Here is a 17931-nt window from a genome sequence, read left to right as displayed (position 1 = left end):
CCTGCGTCAGCGACGCAGCGTCGGCAGCCCCAGCGAGACCGGGCCGGACGGCGATGACGTGCCGTGCGAGTGCTCGTCCGCTCCCCCGCCGAGCCGCGCCTTCTCCCGCGCCGCCCAGGCGTCGCCAGAGCGGGTACGCCGCACCGGGAGGCCGTCGGTGAGCGGCGAGTCCGCCAGCAGGTGGTGCGGGGCGGCCTTCGTCACGGTCACGGTCACCATGTCGCCAGGGCGCGGCAGCCCCTCGGGCACGACGTCGGCGAGGCGCGGGTCGTCCAGGCTCGCGGGTGCCTGGGTGAGGTCGGTGCCGGCGAGGTAGGCGCCCGGCCCGGCCGGCGCGTCGTGCTGGGGCAGGGCGAAGTGCACCAGGCGGTTGTCCTCGGCGCGGCCCGACAGGCGGTGCCGCTCGCCGCTCTTGCGGCCGGAGTCCTCGGCGACGAGCACCTCGAGCGTGCGACCGACCTGCTTCGCGGCCTCCTCGGCGCCGACGCGCTCCTGCAGGGCGAGCAGGCGCTCGAACCGCTCCTGCACGACCTCCTTGGGCAGCTGGCCGTCCATGGTCGCGGCCGGCGTGCCGGGGCGCGGCGAGTACTGGAAGCTGAACGCCGAGCTGAACCGCGAGGCCTCGACGACGCGCAGCGTCTCGGCGAAGTCCTCCTCGGTCTCGCCCGGGAAGCCCACGATGATGTCGGTGGTGATCGAGGCGTCCGGCATCGCCGCGCGGACGCGGTCGAGGATGCCGAGGAACTTCTCCGAGCGGTAGGAGCGGCGCATCGCGCGCAGGATCCGGTCGGAGCCGGACTGCAGCGGCATGTGCAGCTGCGGCATCACGTTGGGCGTCTCGGCCATCGCGGCGATGACGTCGTCCGTGAACGCGGCAGGGTGCGGGGACGTGAACCGGACCCGCTCCAGGCCCTCGATCCGGCCGCAGGCGCGCAGCAGCTTGGCGAAGGCGCCACGGTCGCCGAACTCGACGCCGTAGCTGTTCACGTTCTGGCCCAGCAGGGTCACCTCGATGGCGCCCGCGGCGACGAGCGCCTCGACCTCGGCCAGGATCTCCCCCGGCCGGCGGTCGCGCTCCTTGCCGCGCAGGTGCGGCACTATGCAGAACGTGCACGTGTTGTTGCAGCCGACCGAGATGCTGACCCAGCCGGCGTAGACCGACTCGCGCCTGGTCGGCAGCGTGGACGGGAAGACCTGCAGCGACTCCGCGATCTCGACCTGCGCCGCCTCGTTGTGCCGGGCGCGCTCCAGCAGCACCGGCAGTGCGTCGAGGTTGTGGGTGCCGAAGACGACGTCGACCCATGGCGCCTTCGCCACGATGTCCCCGCGGTCCTTCTGGGCCAGGCATCCGCCGACGGCGATCTGCATGCCCGGGCGGGCGGCCTTGATGCTCGCGAGCTGGCCGAGGTTCCCGTACAGCTTGTTGGCGGCGTTCTCCCGCACGGCGCACGTGTTGATCACGACGACGTCGGCGGCGTTCGCGGCCTCGTCCTGGCTGGAGGCCCGGGTGTAGCCCGCTTCCTCGAGCATCCCCGCCATGTGCTCGGAGTCGTGCACGTTCATCTGGCAGCCCAGCGTGCGCACCATGTAGGTGCGCGGCGGCTGCTCCGGAGCCTCGTCGTGGACGGCTGGATCGGTCCAGCGGTCGGTCGCGGCGGCGTCGGGCAGGGCTGGGGTGAGGGCGGTCGTGGACATCCCGTCGATTTTACGACCCCTGTCGAGTCGCGCCGAACACGAAGATCTGGGTCCATAGCGGGCATCTGTTACCGAAACGTTGTGCCCCGATGACCCGTCGACTTGGTCCTTGAAACATCGGATCGTTAGGTTCAAGGGATGGACCAGAGCACCCCGACCACCGGCCAACCGGCGGCCGACGAGACCGTGGACGCTCCGACGTCGGACCGCGTCCTCGGGGCGCCCCTCGTAGAGCTGACGCACGTCAACAAGCACTTCGGAGCGCTGCACGTCTTGCAGGACATCGACCTCACCGTCCGCAAGGGCGAGGTGCTGGTCGTGATCGGCCCGTCCGGGTCCGGCAAGTCGACGCTGTGCCGGGCGATCAACCGCCTCGAGACCATCGACGACGGCACCATCTCCGTCGACGGCAAGAACCTGCCCGAGGAGGGCAAGGCCCTCGCACAGCTGCGGGCCGAGGTCGGCATGGTCTTCCAGTCGTTCAACCTGTTCGCGCACAAGACCGTGCTCGACAACGTGACCCTCGGACCGCGCAAGGTGCGCGGCCTGTCCAAGAAGGACGCCGAGGCCGAGGCCATGACCCTGCTGGAGCGGGTGGGCGTGGGCAACCAGGCACGCAAGATGCCCGCGCAGCTCTCCGGCGGGCAGCAGCAGCGGGTGGCCATCGCGCGAGCCCTGGCGATGAAGCCCAAGGTGATGCTCTTCGACGAGCCGACCTCCGCGCTCGACCCCGAGATGGTCAACGAGGTCCTCGACGCCATGGTGGCGCTCGCCCAGGAGGGCATGACGATGATCGTCGTCACGCACGAGATGGGCTTCGCCCGCAAGGCGGCGCACCGCGTGGTTTTCATGGCGGACGGCCAGATCGTCGAGGAGGCTCCCCCCGAGGAGTTCTTCACGGCGCCCAAGAGCGAGCGTGCCCGCGACTTCCTCTCCAAGATCCTTACCCACTGACGTACCCACTCAAGTTTACTGACTGATCCCAGCCAAGGGTTCCGTACCGGATCCCGTACTTACCGAAGGGGAATCATGCGCAAGCACACCATGGGGCTGCTGGCAATGGCGGCAGCGACCACTCTCACTCTCTCCGCCTGTGGCGGCGCCGAGGTCGGCGGCGAACCGGATGGCGAGGAGACCGCGGCCGGCGGCGACACCATCCGCATCGGCATCAAGTACGACCAGCCGGGCCTGGGCCTGCAGGACGGCGAGACGTTCACGGGCTTCGACACCGACGTCGCCCGCTACGTCGCGAATGAGCTCGGCTACTCCGAGGACCAGATCGAGTGGGTCGAGACCATCTCGGCCAACCGCGAGACGGCGCTGCAGAACGACGAGGTGGACATGATCTTCGCCACCTACTCGATCAACGACGAGCGCAAGGAGCTCATCGACTTCGCCGGCCCGTACTTCGTCGCCGGGCAGGACCTGCTGGTCGCGGCCGACAACACCGACATCACCGGCCCGGAGGACCTGGAGGGCAAGAACCTCTGCTCGGTCACCGGGTCGACCTCGGCGGAGAACATCAAGAACGACCACGCCGAGGGCGTGCAGCTCGTGGAGCGCCCTGGCTATGCCGACTGTGTCACGGCCCTCGCCTCCGGTGCCGTCGACGCCGTGACGACGGACGACATAATCCTCGCCGGCCTGGCCGCGACCGAGCAGAACGCGGGCAAGTTCAAGGTCGTGGGCGCGCCCTTCTCCGAGGAGCGCTACGGCGTAGGCCTGCCTGACGGCAGCACGGACACCTGCGAAGAGGTCAACGCCGCGATCACGAAGATGATCGAGGACGGCACCTGGGAGACGCTGGTGGCCGCCAACACCGAGGGCGCCGACTACACCGCGAACGCGGACCTCAACCCGCCGGAGCCGGACGCCTGCGCCTGATCTGCTGACCTCCTCTGATCACCGTGCCCGGCGCCGGACCGGCCGCCTCTGCAGGCGACCGCCGATCTGGCGTCGGGCACGTCCGGCGTCGTCGGCCGGTGCCGCGACGCCCTTGACCACCCCTCCTGAAAGGTGACCGTGGACGACTTCCTCGCCGGGTTCGCCGAGCTCTTCGACCGGTACGACGTCCCTGGCGCGTTCCTGGTCAACATCCAGCTCACGTTCTGGGCCGCAATCCTGTCCCTGCTCCTCGGCACGGTACTCGCGCTGATGCGCATCTCACCGATCGCATCGCTCCAGTGGGTCGGCACCGCCTACGTGACCGTCTTCCGGAACACGCCGCTGACGATCATCCTCACGTTCATGTACCTGGTGGTGTTCTCGCAGCTCGGGATCACGCTGTCGGACGACCTCGCGACCACGTTCTTCTGGTTCGCGGTGATCGGCCTGTCGGTCTATCACGCGGCGTTCGTCTGCGAGGCCATCCGGTCCGGAGTGAACACGGTGCCGGTGGGGCAGGCCGAGGCCGCGCGTGCCATCGGGCTCTCGTTCCTGCCGGCTGCGGGCCTGGTGATCTTCCCGCAGGCGTTCCGCGGGGCCATCGCACCGCTCGGCAACACGCTCATCGCGCTGCTGAAGAACTCGACCGTCGCCGCTGCGGCCTCGGTCGCCACCGAGACGTCGTCGCAGATGAGGACCATGATCGAGTATCGGCCCGACCTCATGGTCGCGATCTTCCTGACCTTTGCCATCGGCTACGTGATCCTGGTGATCCCGATCGGTGTGGGCACTACCTGGCTGTCCAGCCGGCTGGCGGTGAAGCGATGAGCGCGTCCGTCCTCTTCGATGCCCCGGGCCCGCGCGGCCGGGCAGTGTCCGCCGTCGGCAACGTCGTAGCCGCCCTGGCGGTCCTCGCCGGGCTGGCCTGGTTGGCCTCGGTCCTGGCAGCCAAGGGTCAGTTCGAGCCGTCGCTGTGGCAGAACGCAGTCTCCGCCGAGGCCTGGCAGTTCTACTATCTGCCCGGCCTGCAGAACACGCTGCGCTCAGCGCTGTTCGCCACCGTGGGTGCCGTCTTGTTCGGCATCGTCTTCGGCATCGGGCGCCTGTCGCACAACCGTGCGGTCCGGTGGGTCTCCGGTGTGGTCGTGGAGTTCTTCCGCGCGGTGCCCGTACTGCTGATGATGATCTTCTTCTACATGTTCTTCTCGGCACAGGCGCAGTGGATCGTCGACCGGCCGTTCGCCGCAGTAGTGGTCGCCCTCGTCCTGTACAACGGCTCTGTCATCGCGGAGCTGGTCCGGGCCGGAGTCGGGAACCTTCCGAAGGGGCAGGGCGAGGCAGGTCTGGCGATAGGTCTGACTCCCGGGCAGACGCTCCGCTCGATCCAGCTTCCGCAGGCTCTGGTCGCCATGCTCCCTGCGATGGTGTCGCAGCTCGTGGTCGTGCTCAAGGACTCGGCGCTGGGTCAGTTCATCCTGTACTCCGAGCTGCTCCGGTCCGCCCAGATCCTCTCGTCCAAGGAGCAGAACCCGCTGCAGGCGCTGGTCGTCGTGGCGATCGTGTTCATCGTGATCAACTGGCTGCTCACCGTCGTGGCGCACCGGCTCGCGCGCCTGCTGTCCAGCCGGACCGCGGGAGCAACGGTCGAGGGCACCGGGATCGGCAACCCGACCGCGGCGGGCGGGTTCGTCGGTGCCGGACCGGGTCCTGGCGCGGGTGCGGGCGGCACCTGAGGCACGGGCTACGAAGCCAGTGAATCGGTAGACGGGTCGGTAGATGGTAAGAGGTCAGGTGGTCGGCAGATTCAGCTGCCGACCACCTGACCTCTTCTTCGTCTTCGTGCTTGCCACCGCACCGCCGGACCGCACCGCCACCGGACCGCTCAGTCCTCGGGCCGCTCAGTCCTCGGCGTAGCCGAGGTCGTCCGTGTCCTCGCCCTCCGCGGCGAGCGCCTCCCGGACCAGCTCGAAGGCAAGCCCGGGCGCGTAGCCCTTGCGTGCCAGCGAGCCGACGGCGCGACGGACCCGCACCTCGCGGTCCAGGCTTCGCGTGCGGGTGATCAGCTTGGTGGCCAGCTTGGCGCCGGCCGCCCGCTCGTCGTCGGAGTCGAGCTGGTCGAGGGCCTCGACGGCCGTGTCCTCGTCGATGCCGCGCCTGCGCAGCTCCGCGGCGATGCCGCGCCGTGCGAGGCCGCGCTCGGCGTGCCGGGTGCGGACGATGGTCTCCGCGTAGGTCGCGTCGTCCACCAGGCCCACCTCGTCGAACCTGTCGAGCACCTGCACGACGACGTCCTCCGGGTAGCCCTTGCGGGCCAGGGACTGCTCCAGCTCGCGCCGGGAGCGCTGGGCCGCGGTCAGGATCTTCAGGACTGTCTCGCGGGCCTTCTCGACGGCCTCGTCCCGGCTGATCTCGCCGGACTCCAGGCGCTCCGCGACGGTCTTGCGGGGTGCTCGGTCGGCGCTGTTGCGCCCTCCACGGCTGCTCGTCCAGCCACCCTCCCGAGCGGCCGGACGGCCCCGACGCTTCCCCACGCCGGGACCGTCCGCTTGATCACCGTACTGCACGTCAGAACGGCGCCTTCTCGGCGGCCGCCTCTGCCTTCTCGGCGGTCTTCGACACCGCCGGCTTGGTGGCCTTCGAACGCGCGGTGGTCGCCTTGGTCGCCTTCGCCGTGGTCGTCGTCCGTGAGGACGAGCTCGCCGCGGCGACGGTACCCGCAGCCGGTGCGGTATCGGTGGCGGAAGCCGCCGCGGTGCCCGCGCTCTCGACCGCCGGCGCGTCGACCTTCGGGCCCACGCCCAGCTTCTCCTTGACGCGCTTCTCGATGTCGTTGGCGAGGTCGGGGTTGTCCCGCAGGAACGAGCGCGCGTTCTCCTTGCCCTGGCCGAGCTGGTCCCCCTCGTAGGTGAACCATGAGCCCGACTTGCGCACGAAGCCGTGCTCCACGCCCATGTCGATCAGGCCGCCCTCACGGGAGATGCCGTGGCCGTACAGGATGTCGAACTCGGCCTGCTTGAACGGCGGCGCCATCTTGTTCTTGACGACCTTCACCCGGGTGCGGTTACCGACCGCGTCCGTACCCTCCTTGAGGGTCTCGATACGCCGGATGTCGAGGCGGATCGACGCGTAGAACTTCAGCGCCTTGCCACCGGTGGTGGTCTCGGGCGAGCCGAAGAACACGCCGATCTTCTCACGCAGCTGGTTGATGAAGATCGCGGTCGTGCCGGACTGGCTGAGGGCGCCCGTGATCTTGCGCAGGGCCTGCGACATGAGGCGGGCCTGCAGACCCACGTGGCTGTCGCCCATCTCGCCCTCGATCTCGGCCTTGGGCGTCAGCGCGGCCACGGAGTCGATGACGATGATGTCGAGCGCGCCGGAGCGGATCAGCATGTCGGTGATCTCGAGCGCCTGCTCGCCGGTGTCCGGCTGCGAGACCAGGAGGGCGTCGGTGTCGACACCGAGCTTCTTGGCGTAGTCCGGGTCCAGCGCGTGCTCGGCGTCGATGAAGGCCGCGATGCCGCCCTGGCGCTGCGCACTGGCCACCGCGTGCAGCGCGATGGTCGTCTTACCCGAGGACTCGGGACCGTACACCTCGACGACACGGCCACGGGGCAGGCCACCTATACCGAGGGCCACGTCGAGGGCGATCGAACCCGTAGGGATCACCTCGATGGGTGCGCGGATCTCGTCGCCGAGGCGCATGACCGAGCCCTTGCCAAAGCTGCGGTCGATCTGGGCGAGGGCCGCTTCGAGGGCCTTGTCGCGATCTGCTGGTGCGGGCATGTGCAACACCTTCGGTTTCGGGGCGCTCTGTGCGCCGGCGTGGATGGCTCTGTACGTCGTTGCCGACCGTACGCGGAGCCACTGACACGGACGCCTTCTCCGGCCGCCGCCTGTGGACGACGTTCCGAAATCCGTGCCTGTGGTCGAAGTCTAGCCGAACGCGTGTTCGAGGCAAGGCAGGACGCATCGGTGTGTCGCAGGACATCTCTTCCCCGTGGTGGCTCCCGCACCGAGCCACCCCAGAACCATCGATCCGCGCCTCAGCGGCGGGGCGGGGGCGCCTGCCGGTGCTTGTCCTTGCCCCACCGCTCGGCGTCGGGCACGTCCAGCGCGTCGCACAGCGCGTGCCACACGTCACGCGGTTCGTCGCCGTCCTCCAGCGCGACGGCCGGGGTCCGGCCGTCGAGCGCGGGCAGTACCTGCTCGCGCGCAAGGGCGCGCCCGTAGCCAGGGCCGAACACCTCGTCGATCAGCTGCCAGAAGTCCCGTTCGCGCACCCGTCAACCCTACGTCTCCCCCTGCCCGCTCGGTGAACTCCGGGCCGGTGTCAGTGGTCAGGGCCAGAATGGGGTCCATGGCAACGCCCGACGACCCGCTCTCCCGGTTCGGACCCGCGACCCGCGCATGGTTCACCGGTGCGTTCGCGCAGCCCACCGCCGCCCAGGCGGGCGCGTGGGACGCCGTCGCGCGCGATCAGCACGCGCTCGTGGTCGCGCCGACCGGTTCGGGCAAGACGCTCGCGGCGTTCCTCTGGTCGATCGACCGGATCATGTCCGCTCCCCCGCCCGAGGACCGGGCCCGGCGCTGCCGCGTGCTGTACGTGTCGCCGCTCAAGGCCCTCGCCGCCGACGTGCAGCGCAACCTGCGCTCCCCGCTCACCGGCATCCGGCAGGCCGCGGCACGGGACGGCGTGGTGGTCCCGGACGTCACGGTCGGCATGCGCACCGGCGACACGCCGGCCAACGAACGGCGCTCGTTCGCCACCCGCCCCCCGGACATCCTCGTCACGACACCCGAGTCGCTCTTCCTCATCCTCACCTCGGCGGCCCGCGCCGGGCTCGCCGGGGTGGAGACCGTGGTGCTCGACGAGATCCACGCCGTCGCGGGCACCAAGCGCGGCGCGCACCTGGCCCTGAGCCTGGAACGCCTCGACGCCCTCCTCGACCGGCCCGCGCAGCGCATCGGCCTGTCCGCGACGGTCCGCCCGGTGGATGTCGTCTCCCGGTTCCTCGGCGGCGGACGGGCCGACGGCTCGGCGCGCGAGGTCGCCGTCGTGCAGCCGCCGTCGCACAAGGAGTGGGCCATCGACGTGGTCGTGCCCGTTCCCGACCTCGCGGACCTCGACAGCGCGCCCGCCACCGGCCCGTCCGACGCCGCGGCGTCGGGTGACGACGAGATCGACCTCTCGGGCGAGGCCACGCGGCCGCTGCGCAGGGCCTCGGTCTGGCCGCACGTCGAGGAGCGTGTGGTCGACCTCGTGGCCGACCACACCTCGACCATCGTCTTCACCAACAACCGGCGGGGCGCCGAACGGCTGACCGCCCGGATGAACGAGGTGTGGGCGCAGCGCCAGGGGCTGGAGGTCGCCGACCCCGCAAGCACCTGGGCCGCGCTCGTGCCGGGCCAGTCGGGCACCAGCGCCGGCGTGCCCCGTCCCGTGCCCGGACGGCGCGGCATGCCCGAGGCAGTGCCCGGCCGGGACGTGACCGCGGAGGACGGGACGATCCTCGCGCGCGCCCACCACGGGTCGATGAGCCGCGCGGAGCGCACACGCACCGAGAACGAGCTGAAAGAGGGCCGGCTGCCCGCCGTGGTCGCCACGTCGTCCCTGGAGCTCGGCATCGACATGGGCGCGGTGGACCTGGTGGTCCAGGTCGGGGCGCCGCCGTCCGTGGCGAGCGGGCTGCAGCGCATCGGCCGCGCCGGCCACCAGGTGGGTGCGGTGTCCAAGGGTGTGGTCTTCCCGATGTTCCGCGGCGACCTCGTGCCGGCCACCGTCATCGCGCAGCGCATGCGAGCCGGCGAGATCGAGCACATGCACGTCCCCGCAAACCCCCTCGACGTCCTGGCACAACAGGTGGTGGCGGCTCTCGCCGTCGACGACTGGGCCGAGGAGGACCTGCTCGCGCTCGTCCGCCGGTCCGCGCCGTTCACGCATCTCGGCGACGCCACGTGGCGGGCCGTGCTCGACATGCTCGCCGGCCGCTATCCCAGCGAGGACTTCGCGGAGCTGCGGGCCCGCATCACCTGGGACCGCGCCACGGGCATGCTGCGTGGCCGGCCCGGAGCCCTGCGCCTTGCCGCCACGAGCGGCGGCACCATCCCGGACAAGGGTGCCTACGGCGTCTTCCTCGCCACCGACGCGCCGGACGGCGGAGCCCCGGGCGACGCCCTCACCGACGCGGTGACCGGCGGCGGCGCACGCATGCGCGGCGGCAAGCGGGTCGGCGAGCTGGACGAGGAGATGGTCTACGAGTCCCGGGTCGGCGACACGTTCACGCTCGGGTCGAGCACCTGGCGCATCCAGGAGATCACCACCGACCGGGTGCTGGTCACCCCTGCGCCGGGCCTCCCCGGACGCTTGCCGTTCTGGAAGGGCGACGCCCAAGGCCGCCCCGCCGAGCTCGGGCGTGCGGTAGGCGCGTTCGTCCGCGAGGCCGACGCCGCCCTGGCCGCCGACCCCGAGGCCGGGCGCAAGCACCTGCGCGACGGCGGGCTCGACGCCTGGGCGGCGGACAACCTCGCCGCCTACCTCATCGAGCAGCGACAGGGCACCGGACGGGTGCCCGACGACCGGACGGTCGTCGTGGAGCGGTTCCGCGACGAGCTCGGCGACTGGCGCGTCGTGATCCACTCGCCGCTGGGCGCACGGGTCCACGCGCCATGGGCCCTCGTGATCTCCGCCCGCCTGCGGGCCCGGTTCGGCCTCGACGTCGCCGCCATGCACTCCGACGACGGGATAGTGCTACGGCTGCCGGACTCCGGCGGCGGCTGGGACGGCGAGACATGGGACGTGGGTGCCACCGTCGCGGACGACGGCGAGACCGGCCCGCGGCCCGAGCACGCTCCCGGCCGGGTCACGCTCGAGGACCTGCTCCTGGACCCGGACGAGGTCCTCGGTGCGGTCCGCGACGAGCTGGGCTCGTCGGTGATGTTCGCGGCCCGGTTCCGCGAGGCCGCCGCTCGCGCGCTGCTGCTCCCCCGGCGGCGGCCCGACAAGCGGCAGCCCCTGTGGCAACAGCGCCAGCGGTCCGCCCAGCTGCTCGAGGTGGCCAGCCAGTTCCCCGACTTCCCGATCGTGCTGGAGGCCGCCCGCGAGTGCCTGCAGGACGACTTCGACGTCGCCGCACTGGCCGACCTCATGCGCGAGATCGCCGCCGGCGGCGTCCGGGTCGTGGAGGTCACGACGCCGACTCCCTCGCCCTTCGCCCAGTCGCTGCTGTTCGGCTACACCGCCCAGTTCCTGTACGACGGCGACGCCCCGCTGGCCGAGCGGCGCGCGGCCGCCCTCTCGCTCGACCCGGAGCTGCTCGCCGAGCTGCTCGGCGAGCAGGGTTCCGCGGACCTGTCCGACCTCCTGGACCCGGGCGCCGTCGAGCGCACGGAGGCCGAGCTGGCCGGGCTCGCCCCCGACCGCCAGGCCCGCGACGCCGAGGGCCTGTGGGACCTGCTCCGCCGCACCGGTCCGCATCCGCTCGGCGCGCTGGAGGCCCGCACCCGCGAGGAGGCCCGGCACGCCGTGGAGCACTGGCTCGACGAGCTGGAGGCCACCCGCCGCGTGATCCGCATCCGGTTCGCCGGCACGGAGCAGTGGGCGGTCGCGGAGGACGCGGGCCGGCTGCGGGACGCGCTCGGCGTGGCGCTCCCGGTGGGTGTCCCGGAGACGTTCACCGAACCCGTGCCCGACCCGCTCGGTGACCTCCTGCGTCGCCACGCCCGCACGCACGGGCCGTTCGGCGCCGGCTCGGTGGCTCAGCGGTTCGGGCTGGGTGTCGCGGTGGTCGTGCACGGGCTTGCCCGGCTCGAGGGCGACGGCGTCCTCGCGCGCGGCAGCCTGCGCCCCGGTTCGCTGGGCGGCACCGGCGACGAGTGGTGCGACCCAGGCGTGCTGCGCCTGCTGCGGAGGCGTTCGCTCGCGGTGCTGCGGGCCGAGGTGGAGCCCGTCGAGCAGGAGGCCCTCGGCGCCTTCCTGCCACGCTGGCAGAACGTCTCCACGGGCCTGTTGCGGGGTGCGGACGGGCTCGTGCAGGCGATCGAGCAGCTCGCGGGTGCCGCCGTCCCGGCGTCGGCCCTGGAGACCCTGGTGCTGCCCGCGCGGGTGACCGACTACTCGCCGGCGCTTCTCGACGAGCTGACCGTCGCGGGCGAGGTCCTGTGGGCCGGGCACTCCCGCCTGCCGGGCTCGGGCGGCGGGGACGGCCTGGTCTCGCTCCATCTGGCCGACGGCGCCCCGCTCACCCTCCCCGCGCTCGAACCGGTCGAGGAGGAGAGCCTGCTGGACTCCGAGCTGCACCGTGCGGTGCTGGACCTGCTGACCGGTTCCGGCGGCTTCTTCCTGCCCCGCGTCGCCGAGCTCACCGGCGCCGAGCCGGACGCGGTGCTCGACGTGCTGTGGGACCTGGTCTGGGCCGGGCAGGTCACGAACGACGGGCTGGGCGCCCTCCGGGAACGGGTCAGCGGCGCCGGTGCCCACAGAGCGCCACGGACCGTCGCTCGCGCCCGGCCGGTGCGGCGCTCACGGTTCGCCGTGTCGCCCGGCCGGCCCGCCTCGGCCCTGCGGGCGAACGCGTCGGTCCCGGGAGGCGGTGGCCGCTGGGCGGCCCTTCCGATGCGGGAGGCCGACCCGACCCTGCGGGCACACGCGCTGACCCAGGTGCTGCTCGAACGGCACGGCGTGCTCACGCGGTCCGGCGCGGCAGCCGAGGGCGTGGGGGCGGGCTACCGCGACGTGTATCGGGTGCTGTCCGGGCTGGAGGAACGCGCAGCGGTGCGCCGCGGGTACTTCGTCGAGCACCTGGGCGGTTCCCAGTTCGCGTTGCCCGGCGCCGTCGATCGTCTGCGGGTCGACGCGCAGGACCGCGCCCGGATCATCGAGGCCGAGCTGGAGGTCGCCGAGCGGACGTCCGCCGTCGCCACCGGCACGGGCGCGAGCAGCACGAGCGGCGCGGTGGTGCTCGCCGCGATGGACCCCGCCAACCCGTACGGGGCTGCGCTCGCCTGGCCCGCAGGTCCGCACGGGTCAGCTGGGCGAGCCGGGCCGGCGACTCAGGACGGATCGGCGGCGGCCGGCCTGCCGGGCGGCGCTGCGGCGTCGGACGGGAGCCCGGGGAACAAGCACGTCACGGCGCACCGCCCCGGCCGGAAGGCCGGGGCGGTGGTGGTGCTCACCCACGGCGACCTCACGCTCTTCGTGGAGCGGGGTGGGCGCACCGTGCTGTCGTTCAGCCAGAGCCCCGCACGGCTCGCGGTCGCCGCCGACGCGCTCGCCCGCACGGTCCGCGAGGGCCGCCTCGGCCGCCTCGTGGTCCAGCGGGTCGACGGCATACCAGCGCTGGAGGCCGCGCGACACCATCCGGTGGCGCGTGCGCTGGTCGAGGCCGGCTTCGCGGTCACGCCACGAGGTCTGCGGATCTCGATCCGCTGAGCAGGAGGGCCGGCTCGTCCGTCTGGTGCGCGGTCGACGCACCCGGCGCCGGGTGGACCATCTCGTGCTCCAAGGTCGGGCTCTCCCGGTCGATGGTGGCGGCGAGCAGGAACAGGAAGCCGATCATGATCACGAAGCCCACGCGTTCGATGAGGCCGAAGGCGAAGATCCCGGAGCTCGCGAAGAAGACGAGCGACATGTGCACCACGAGGAACAGCGCGACCACGACCCCCAGGGCGATGGCCGCCGAGCGAAGGCCGCGCGGGAGGGCGGACCGGGGCTGCCCGATCGACCGCTCGAGGCTCAGTCCGACCACCGGCAGCACGCAGAACGCCGTCGCAGCGCTCACGCGGTGCACGATGGCCGAGAACGACGCGGCAGTACCCGGCGGGTCGGTCGGGAACGCACCGACCAGAACCATCGCCACGGCGAACACGATCATCGCCGCGGCGGGAACCGGGCCGACCGCCAGCCCGGCGCGATACATCCGCACCATGAGGATCAGTCCGAGCACGGCCAGGACCAGGCCGCCGGCCAGGATGAGCTCGCCGCCGCCGGGCACGAACGCGTACCAGCTGATCGGGTCGAGCACCGGGTCGACCGCCGAAGCGCCGACCACGTGCGCCGCGACCATCGGCAGCAACGCGGTCGCGCCGAACCAGCCAACGGTCCGCATGCTGCGGGGGTCTAGTTCGGGCACGGACGGCAGGTCTGGGTGTTTCCCCAGGTCAACAGCAGCGGCGGTCATGAGACTAGGGTCCTGGAGCGGACCCGTGGAAACCATCAGTTTTACCCCTGATCGCGCCCTGATCTTTCTGCGGGCGATCCCTGATACGGCACGGACGGCCATCCGGGCGTAAACCGGACCAGGCCGTGTCGGGTGGGTGATATGCCGGTTGCGCGACGTATCTCGGCCCAGGCGCACACTACGCTGAAGCCCCACGACGAGGGGAGCATACGTGCCAGAAGGCGATGTACTGCGCCTTACGGCCGAGCGCCTCACGGCCGCGCTCCGCGGACTGCCGCTCGTCCGCGCGGAGCTGCGCTGGCCGAGCGCCGGAGGGGCGGACCTGACAGGCGCCACCGCACTGGAGACCAGCGCATACGGCAAGCACCTGCTGACCCGCTTCGACGACGGGCGCACCCTTCACACCCACCTGCGCATGGAGGGACTCTGGAAGGTCCACCGCACGGGCTCGCGCGACGCGTCGGCGCGTAACCCGGCCATCCGTGCGGTGCTCGCGACGGAGGCCTGGACCGCCACCGCATGGCACCTCGGGATGCTCGACCTGCTGCGCACCCATGACGAGCAGCGGATCCTCAACGGGCTCGGCCCGGACGTGCTCGGCGCCGACTTTCCCACCACCGGGCTGTCCGACGCCTCGGCACGACTCGTCCGCGAGCCGGACCGGCCACTGTGTGCCGCTCTGCTGGACCAGCGCACGGTCGCCGGCATCGGCACCATCTGGATGGCGGAGTCGCTGTTCGCGCGGCGGCTGTTCCCGTGGACGGCGGCCGGAGCGCTGACCGAGGAAGAGCGCGACGACCTCCTCCGCACCGCTCGCAGGCTCATGGAACGCAGCGTCGCGGTGGGCCGGGCCCGTGGTCTGGGCGCCGTCGAGATGCATGCGCACGGCCGGGCGGGCAGGCCGTGCCACCGGTGCGGCACCCCGATCAGTGTCGGCTCGGCGAACGAGAAGCCCTACGAACGCCCTGTGTTCTGGTGCCCGACCTGCCAGGCCCCCGACGAGAGACCGAACACAACGAGGTAGAACGGCAGCGAGACGGAACGGAGGCCCGGCGCTGATCTGCGCCGGGCCTCCGTTCCGTCTCGCTGCGGTTCTACCTCGTGCTGATGACGGCTGGTCAGCCGACAGGTGCCAGGTCCGACTGCGCGACCTCTCGCCGCGCTGCGGTCCGGTCGCCTCCCCTGGCCAGCAGGCCGGCGACGAAGTCCGCCGGGATCGTGTCGGGGATCTGGAATCCTTCGGCCACCGCCACGCGGTCGCTCACCTCACGCAGGACCAAGGACAGCGGCACGTCGAGCGCCTCGCAGATGGAGCCAAGAAGCTCGGACGACGCTTCCTTCTGACCCCGCTCCACCTCACTGAGGTAACCCAGCGACACTCGCGCCGCCGACGAAACCTCGCGCAGGGTGCGTCCCTGACGCTGCCGCGTGTCACGCAGCACGTCTCCGATTTCTCGCCGTAGTACGACCATCTCGCGCCCCCTCTCAGTGCCTGTCCCTGAACTCACGCCCTGCCCTGTCTGGACCGGACGTGCCTTGCGTGTGGTGCGTGCTCCGTGCGTGGAGTTCGTTCTACCGTACCCCGCGCTCGAAGAGTTCTTGCGCCCGCTCCGGGTGGTCGGCCTGTTCATGATCACACCGGGACCAACGTCGTGGATATGAGCCTTGTTCCCGGAGTGCATCTGCGTCAAGTCCTGTGCAAGATTATACCAAGAAACTTCACATGTCTGTAACTTCAGGAAACATCGTGGGGTGTGTCGACTTTTTCACCCGAGGTCTCGCCGACCAGCAGCAACGCTAGGTCGAGCACTCCTCGTACGGAGTCAGCGATCACCTTTGACCGGTCACCGTCGAGGTCAAGCCGCTGCACCTCCGACGCTACCGGAGTGCTGACCGCGACGAAAACCACACCCGGCCCTTGACCATCCTGTGGATCTGGTCCTGCGACCCCCGTCGTAGCCAGTCCAACGGAGGCGCCCGTGGCAGCGCGTATCCCGGCCGCCATCTGGGCAGCCACTGCCTCGTCCACGGCGCCCCGCTCGGCGAGCAGGTCGACGTCCACGCCGAGCAGCCCGGCCTTCAGGTCGGTCGCATACGCGACGATGCCGCCGCGCAGCACCCTCGACGCACCGGGTACGGCGACCAGCGCCGCCGTGACCAGACCGCCGGTCAGCGACTCCGCCACACCGATGGTCCAGCCCCGTGCGGCTGCCTCCGCCAGCAGACGGGGCGCGGTCATACGCTCCGCGTCCCGGCCCGCGCGTCGCGGCGGATCTTCCAGCCCTGGTACACGTACTCGACGCCCGTCACGACGGTCACGACGAACGCCGCCATCAGCACCACCCAGGCGATCACCGTGAACCACTCGAAGCCGTCACGCGGCAGCAGGAACATCGAGATCGCCACGGCCTGCAGCACCGTCTTGAGCTTGCCGCCGCGCGACGCCGGCATCACCTCGTACTTGAGCATGCCCATGCGCATGAACGTGATGCCGAGCTCACGCACCAGGATGATCACCGGGATCCACCAGGGCACCTCGCCCAGGGGGATCCAGAGCAGGACCAGGGCGGCGCCCACGAGCAGCTTGTCCGCTATCGGGTCGAGCAGCTTACCCAGGTCGGTGATCAGCCCACGCGACCGGGCGAGGTAGCCGTCCACCTTGTCGGAGACGGCGGCGACCACGAAGATCGCGGTGGCCACGATCCGCCACGTGGTGTCGTCCCCACCTTCGACGAGTAGTGCCCAGGCGAAGAACGGGACCATGGCGATGCGAATCATCGTGACGATGTTCGCAATGTTCCAGGGCGACGCAGCGTCGTTGACCATTGCTCAAGCCTAACGGCGGATCACCTGCGGCCCGACCGCGCAGCGCGCGTCACGCTCGCAGCGACAGACCGCCTGCCATAGCATCCGGAGGGTGAACACCGTCCGCGCCCCGCGGTTCCTGGCCCACGCGGCGCTGGCCACCGTGCTCGTCGTCACCGCCGCCGGCTGCACTCCCGCCGCCGACCCGGCCGCGGATCCCTCCGGCAGCGCGAGCGCGACCGACCCTCCCCCGTCGCCCTCGGCCACGCCGTCACCCCCGCCGCCGCAGGACATCGAGCTCACCCTGCTCGCCGCGGGCGACGTCCTGACCCACAAGTCGGTCAACGAGTCAGCGACCGGGGCGGACGGTATCGACTACTCACCGCTGCTCGCGGGCATCGATCCGTGGGTCGACGGCGCGGACCTGGCCCTGTGCCACCTGGAGGTGCCGGTCGCGCCGCCAGGCGTGGCACCGTCGGGCTATCCGGTGTTCCGCGCACCCGCCGAGATCGTCCGCGACCTGGGCGAGCAGGGCTGGGACGGTTGTTCGACGGCGTCCAACCACGCTGCCGACGGTGGGTACGACGCCCTCGCGGCGACCCTCGACGCGTTCGACGAGGCCGGGATGGGCCACGTCGGGACGGCGCGCGGCAAGCAGGAGTCACGCGGCGCCCAGTTCTACGAGCTCCGCCGCGACGGCCGGACCGTGACCATCGCCCACCTCTCCGCGACGTACGGGCTGAACGGGCTCCAGCCGCCCCGCGGGGCCTGGTCGGTGGACATCATCGACGCCGCGCGGATCGCGCGGCAGGCCAAGGCGGCGCGGGCCGCCGGAGCGGACCTCGTGGTCGCCAGCCTGCACGACGGCGTCGAGTACGTCACCGAGCCCACCGAGCACCAGCGGGCCGCGACCCGCGCCCTGGCCCGCTCACGGCAGATCGACCTCGTGATCGGCCACCACGCCCACGTCCCGCAGCCTGTCGAACGCCTGCCCGGCAGCCCGGAGGGCGACGGGATGTGGGTGGCCTACGGCCTGGGCAACCTGCTGTCCAACCAGGGGGCGGACTGCTGCGTGCCGGCCTCCGCGGTCGGCCTGCTGATGGTGGCGGACATCGTGCAGTCCCCGGAGGGAAGCACCCGGGTCACCGGTGTCCGCTGGGCGGCGACCACGGTCGACCGCGCGGCGGGCCACCGCCTGCGGAGCACCCGCGACGCGCTCGCCCGGCCGGACGGCACCCAGCTCACGGCCGCCGAGCTCCAGGAGCGCCTCCTGATGGCGCAGGAGGCGGCAGGGGACGGCGCGAAGGAGCAGGACCGGCCGCCCACCTCGACGGGCGAACCGCCACGAGTGGTTCAGCGCACCCGCTGACCT

General features: G+C 71.5%; 15 protein-coding genes. 7 read left to right on the top strand and 8 right to left on the bottom strand.

Annotated elements, in window-relative coordinates:
* Positions 1-6 precede the first annotated feature (6 nt).
* The gene (gene miaB, locus ACQEVI_RS21165) at positions 7-1695 is read right to left on the bottom strand and encodes a tRNA (N6-isopentenyl adenosine(37)-C2)-methylthiotransferase MiaB (RefSeq protein WP_432902409.1); all 1689 of its coding nucleotides are present in this window, start codon (positions 1693-1695) and stop codon (positions 7-9) included.
* Positions 1696-1833: 138 nt separating this feature from the next.
* On the opposite strand from miaB, the gene ACQEVI_RS21160 reads away from it, so the two are divergent.
* The 4 genes from ACQEVI_RS21160 (at position 1834) to ACQEVI_RS21145 (ending at position 5312) form a co-directional block, all read left to right on the top strand.
* Positions 1834-2649 (top strand): amino acid ABC transporter ATP-binding protein, encoded by an 816-nt coding sequence (locus ACQEVI_RS21160; RefSeq protein WP_432902407.1) that lies wholly within the window; start codon positions 1834-1836, stop codon positions 2647-2649.
* Between the two features lie 75 nt (positions 2650-2724).
* Positions 2725-3579 (top strand): transporter substrate-binding domain-containing protein, encoded by an 855-nt coding sequence (locus ACQEVI_RS21155; protein WP_432902406.1) that lies wholly within the window; start codon positions 2725-2727, stop codon positions 3577-3579.
* Positions 3580-3717: 138 nt separating this feature from the next.
* Positions 3718-4407, top strand: coding sequence for an amino acid ABC transporter permease (locus tag ACQEVI_RS21150; RefSeq protein ID WP_432902404.1), 690 nt, complete (start codon positions 3718-3720; stop codon positions 4405-4407).
* Positions 4404-5312: an amino acid ABC transporter permease gene (locus ACQEVI_RS21145; protein ID WP_432902402.1), complete on the top strand. Its 909-nt coding sequence runs from the start codon at positions 4404-4406 to the stop codon at positions 5310-5312. The genes ACQEVI_RS21150 and ACQEVI_RS21145 overlap by 4 nt, the downstream gene beginning before the upstream one ends.
* Positions 5313-5477: 165 nt before the next feature.
* Here ACQEVI_RS21145 and ACQEVI_RS21140 read toward each other — a convergent pair whose 3' ends face one another.
* The 3 genes from ACQEVI_RS21140 to ACQEVI_RS21130 form a co-directional block, all read right to left on the bottom strand.
* Positions 5478-6110 (bottom strand): regulatory protein RecX, encoded by a 633-nt coding sequence (locus ACQEVI_RS21140; RefSeq protein WP_432902400.1) that lies wholly within the window; start codon positions 6108-6110, stop codon positions 5478-5480.
* A 34-nt stretch (positions 6111-6144) separates the two neighbouring features.
* Positions 6145-7362 carry a recombinase RecA gene (recA, locus tag ACQEVI_RS21135; RefSeq protein ID WP_432902398.1) on the bottom strand — a complete coding sequence of 406 codons (1218 nt, stop codon included), beginning with the start codon at positions 7360-7362 and terminating at the stop codon, positions 6145-6147.
* Positions 7363-7622: 260 nt separating this feature from the next.
* Entirely contained in the window at positions 7623-7859 is a 237-nt protein-coding gene (locus ACQEVI_RS21130) for a DUF3046 domain-containing protein (protein WP_419703138.1), read from the bottom strand.
* 68 nt (positions 7860-7927) lie between these two features.
* Between ACQEVI_RS21130 and ACQEVI_RS21125 the strand changes: the two genes are divergently transcribed.
* Positions 7928-13006 (top strand): Lhr family ATP-dependent helicase, encoded by a 5079-nt coding sequence (locus ACQEVI_RS21125; protein ID WP_432902396.1) that lies wholly within the window; start codon positions 7928-7930, stop codon positions 13004-13006.
* Here the strand turns inward: ACQEVI_RS21125 and ACQEVI_RS21120 are convergent.
* Positions 12972-13682, bottom strand: a complete 711-nt coding sequence (locus ACQEVI_RS21120; RefSeq protein WP_432902395.1) for a DUF998 domain-containing protein — start codon at positions 13680-13682, stop codon at positions 12972-12974. The two genes, ACQEVI_RS21125 and ACQEVI_RS21120, sit on opposite strands and share 35 nt — an antisense overlap.
* A gap of 283 nt (positions 13683-13965) precedes the next feature.
* Here ACQEVI_RS21120 and ACQEVI_RS21115 point away from each other — a divergent pair, with 283 nt between their 5' ends.
* Positions 13966-14778: a DNA-formamidopyrimidine glycosylase family protein gene (locus ACQEVI_RS21115; protein WP_432902393.1), complete on the top strand. Its 813-nt coding sequence runs from the start codon at positions 13966-13968 to the stop codon at positions 14776-14778.
* Between the two features lie 94 nt (positions 14779-14872).
* Here ACQEVI_RS21115 and ACQEVI_RS21110 read toward each other — a convergent pair whose 3' ends face one another.
* The 3 genes from ACQEVI_RS21110 to pgsA all read right to left on the bottom strand — a co-directional run bounded on the left by ACQEVI_RS21110 (position 14873) and on the right by pgsA (position 16580).
* The gene (locus ACQEVI_RS21110; protein ID WP_116674556.1) at positions 14873-15226 is read right to left on the bottom strand and encodes a helix-turn-helix domain-containing protein; all 354 of its coding nucleotides are present in this window, start codon (positions 15224-15226) and stop codon (positions 14873-14875) included.
* A gap of 263 nt (positions 15227-15489) precedes the next feature.
* Positions 15490-15993 carry a CinA family protein gene (locus tag ACQEVI_RS21105; RefSeq protein ID WP_432902390.1) on the bottom strand — a complete coding sequence of 168 codons (504 nt, stop codon included), beginning with the start codon at positions 15991-15993 and terminating at the stop codon, positions 15490-15492.
* Positions 15990-16580 carry a CDP-diacylglycerol--glycerol-3-phosphate 3-phosphatidyltransferase gene (pgsA, locus tag ACQEVI_RS21100; RefSeq protein ID WP_432902389.1) on the bottom strand — a complete coding sequence of 197 codons (591 nt, stop codon included), beginning with the start codon at positions 16578-16580 and terminating at the stop codon, positions 15990-15992. The genes ACQEVI_RS21105 and pgsA overlap by 4 nt, the downstream gene beginning before the upstream one ends.
* A gap of 91 nt (positions 16581-16671) precedes the next feature.
* On the opposite strand from pgsA, the gene ACQEVI_RS21095 reads away from it, so the two are divergent.
* Positions 16672-17928 (top strand): CapA family protein, encoded by a 1257-nt coding sequence (locus ACQEVI_RS21095; protein WP_432902387.1) that lies wholly within the window; start codon positions 16672-16674, stop codon positions 17926-17928.
* Positions 17929-17931 lie beyond the last annotated feature (3 nt).

It is taken from the genome of Promicromonospora sp. CA-289599, assembly GCF_050936155.1.
Lineage (GTDB): Bacteria > Actinomycetota > Actinomycetes > Actinomycetales > Cellulomonadaceae > Promicromonospora.
The sequence above is the reverse complement of the archived record's forward strand: the minus strand, read 5'-3'. Positions and strand labels throughout refer to the sequence as shown.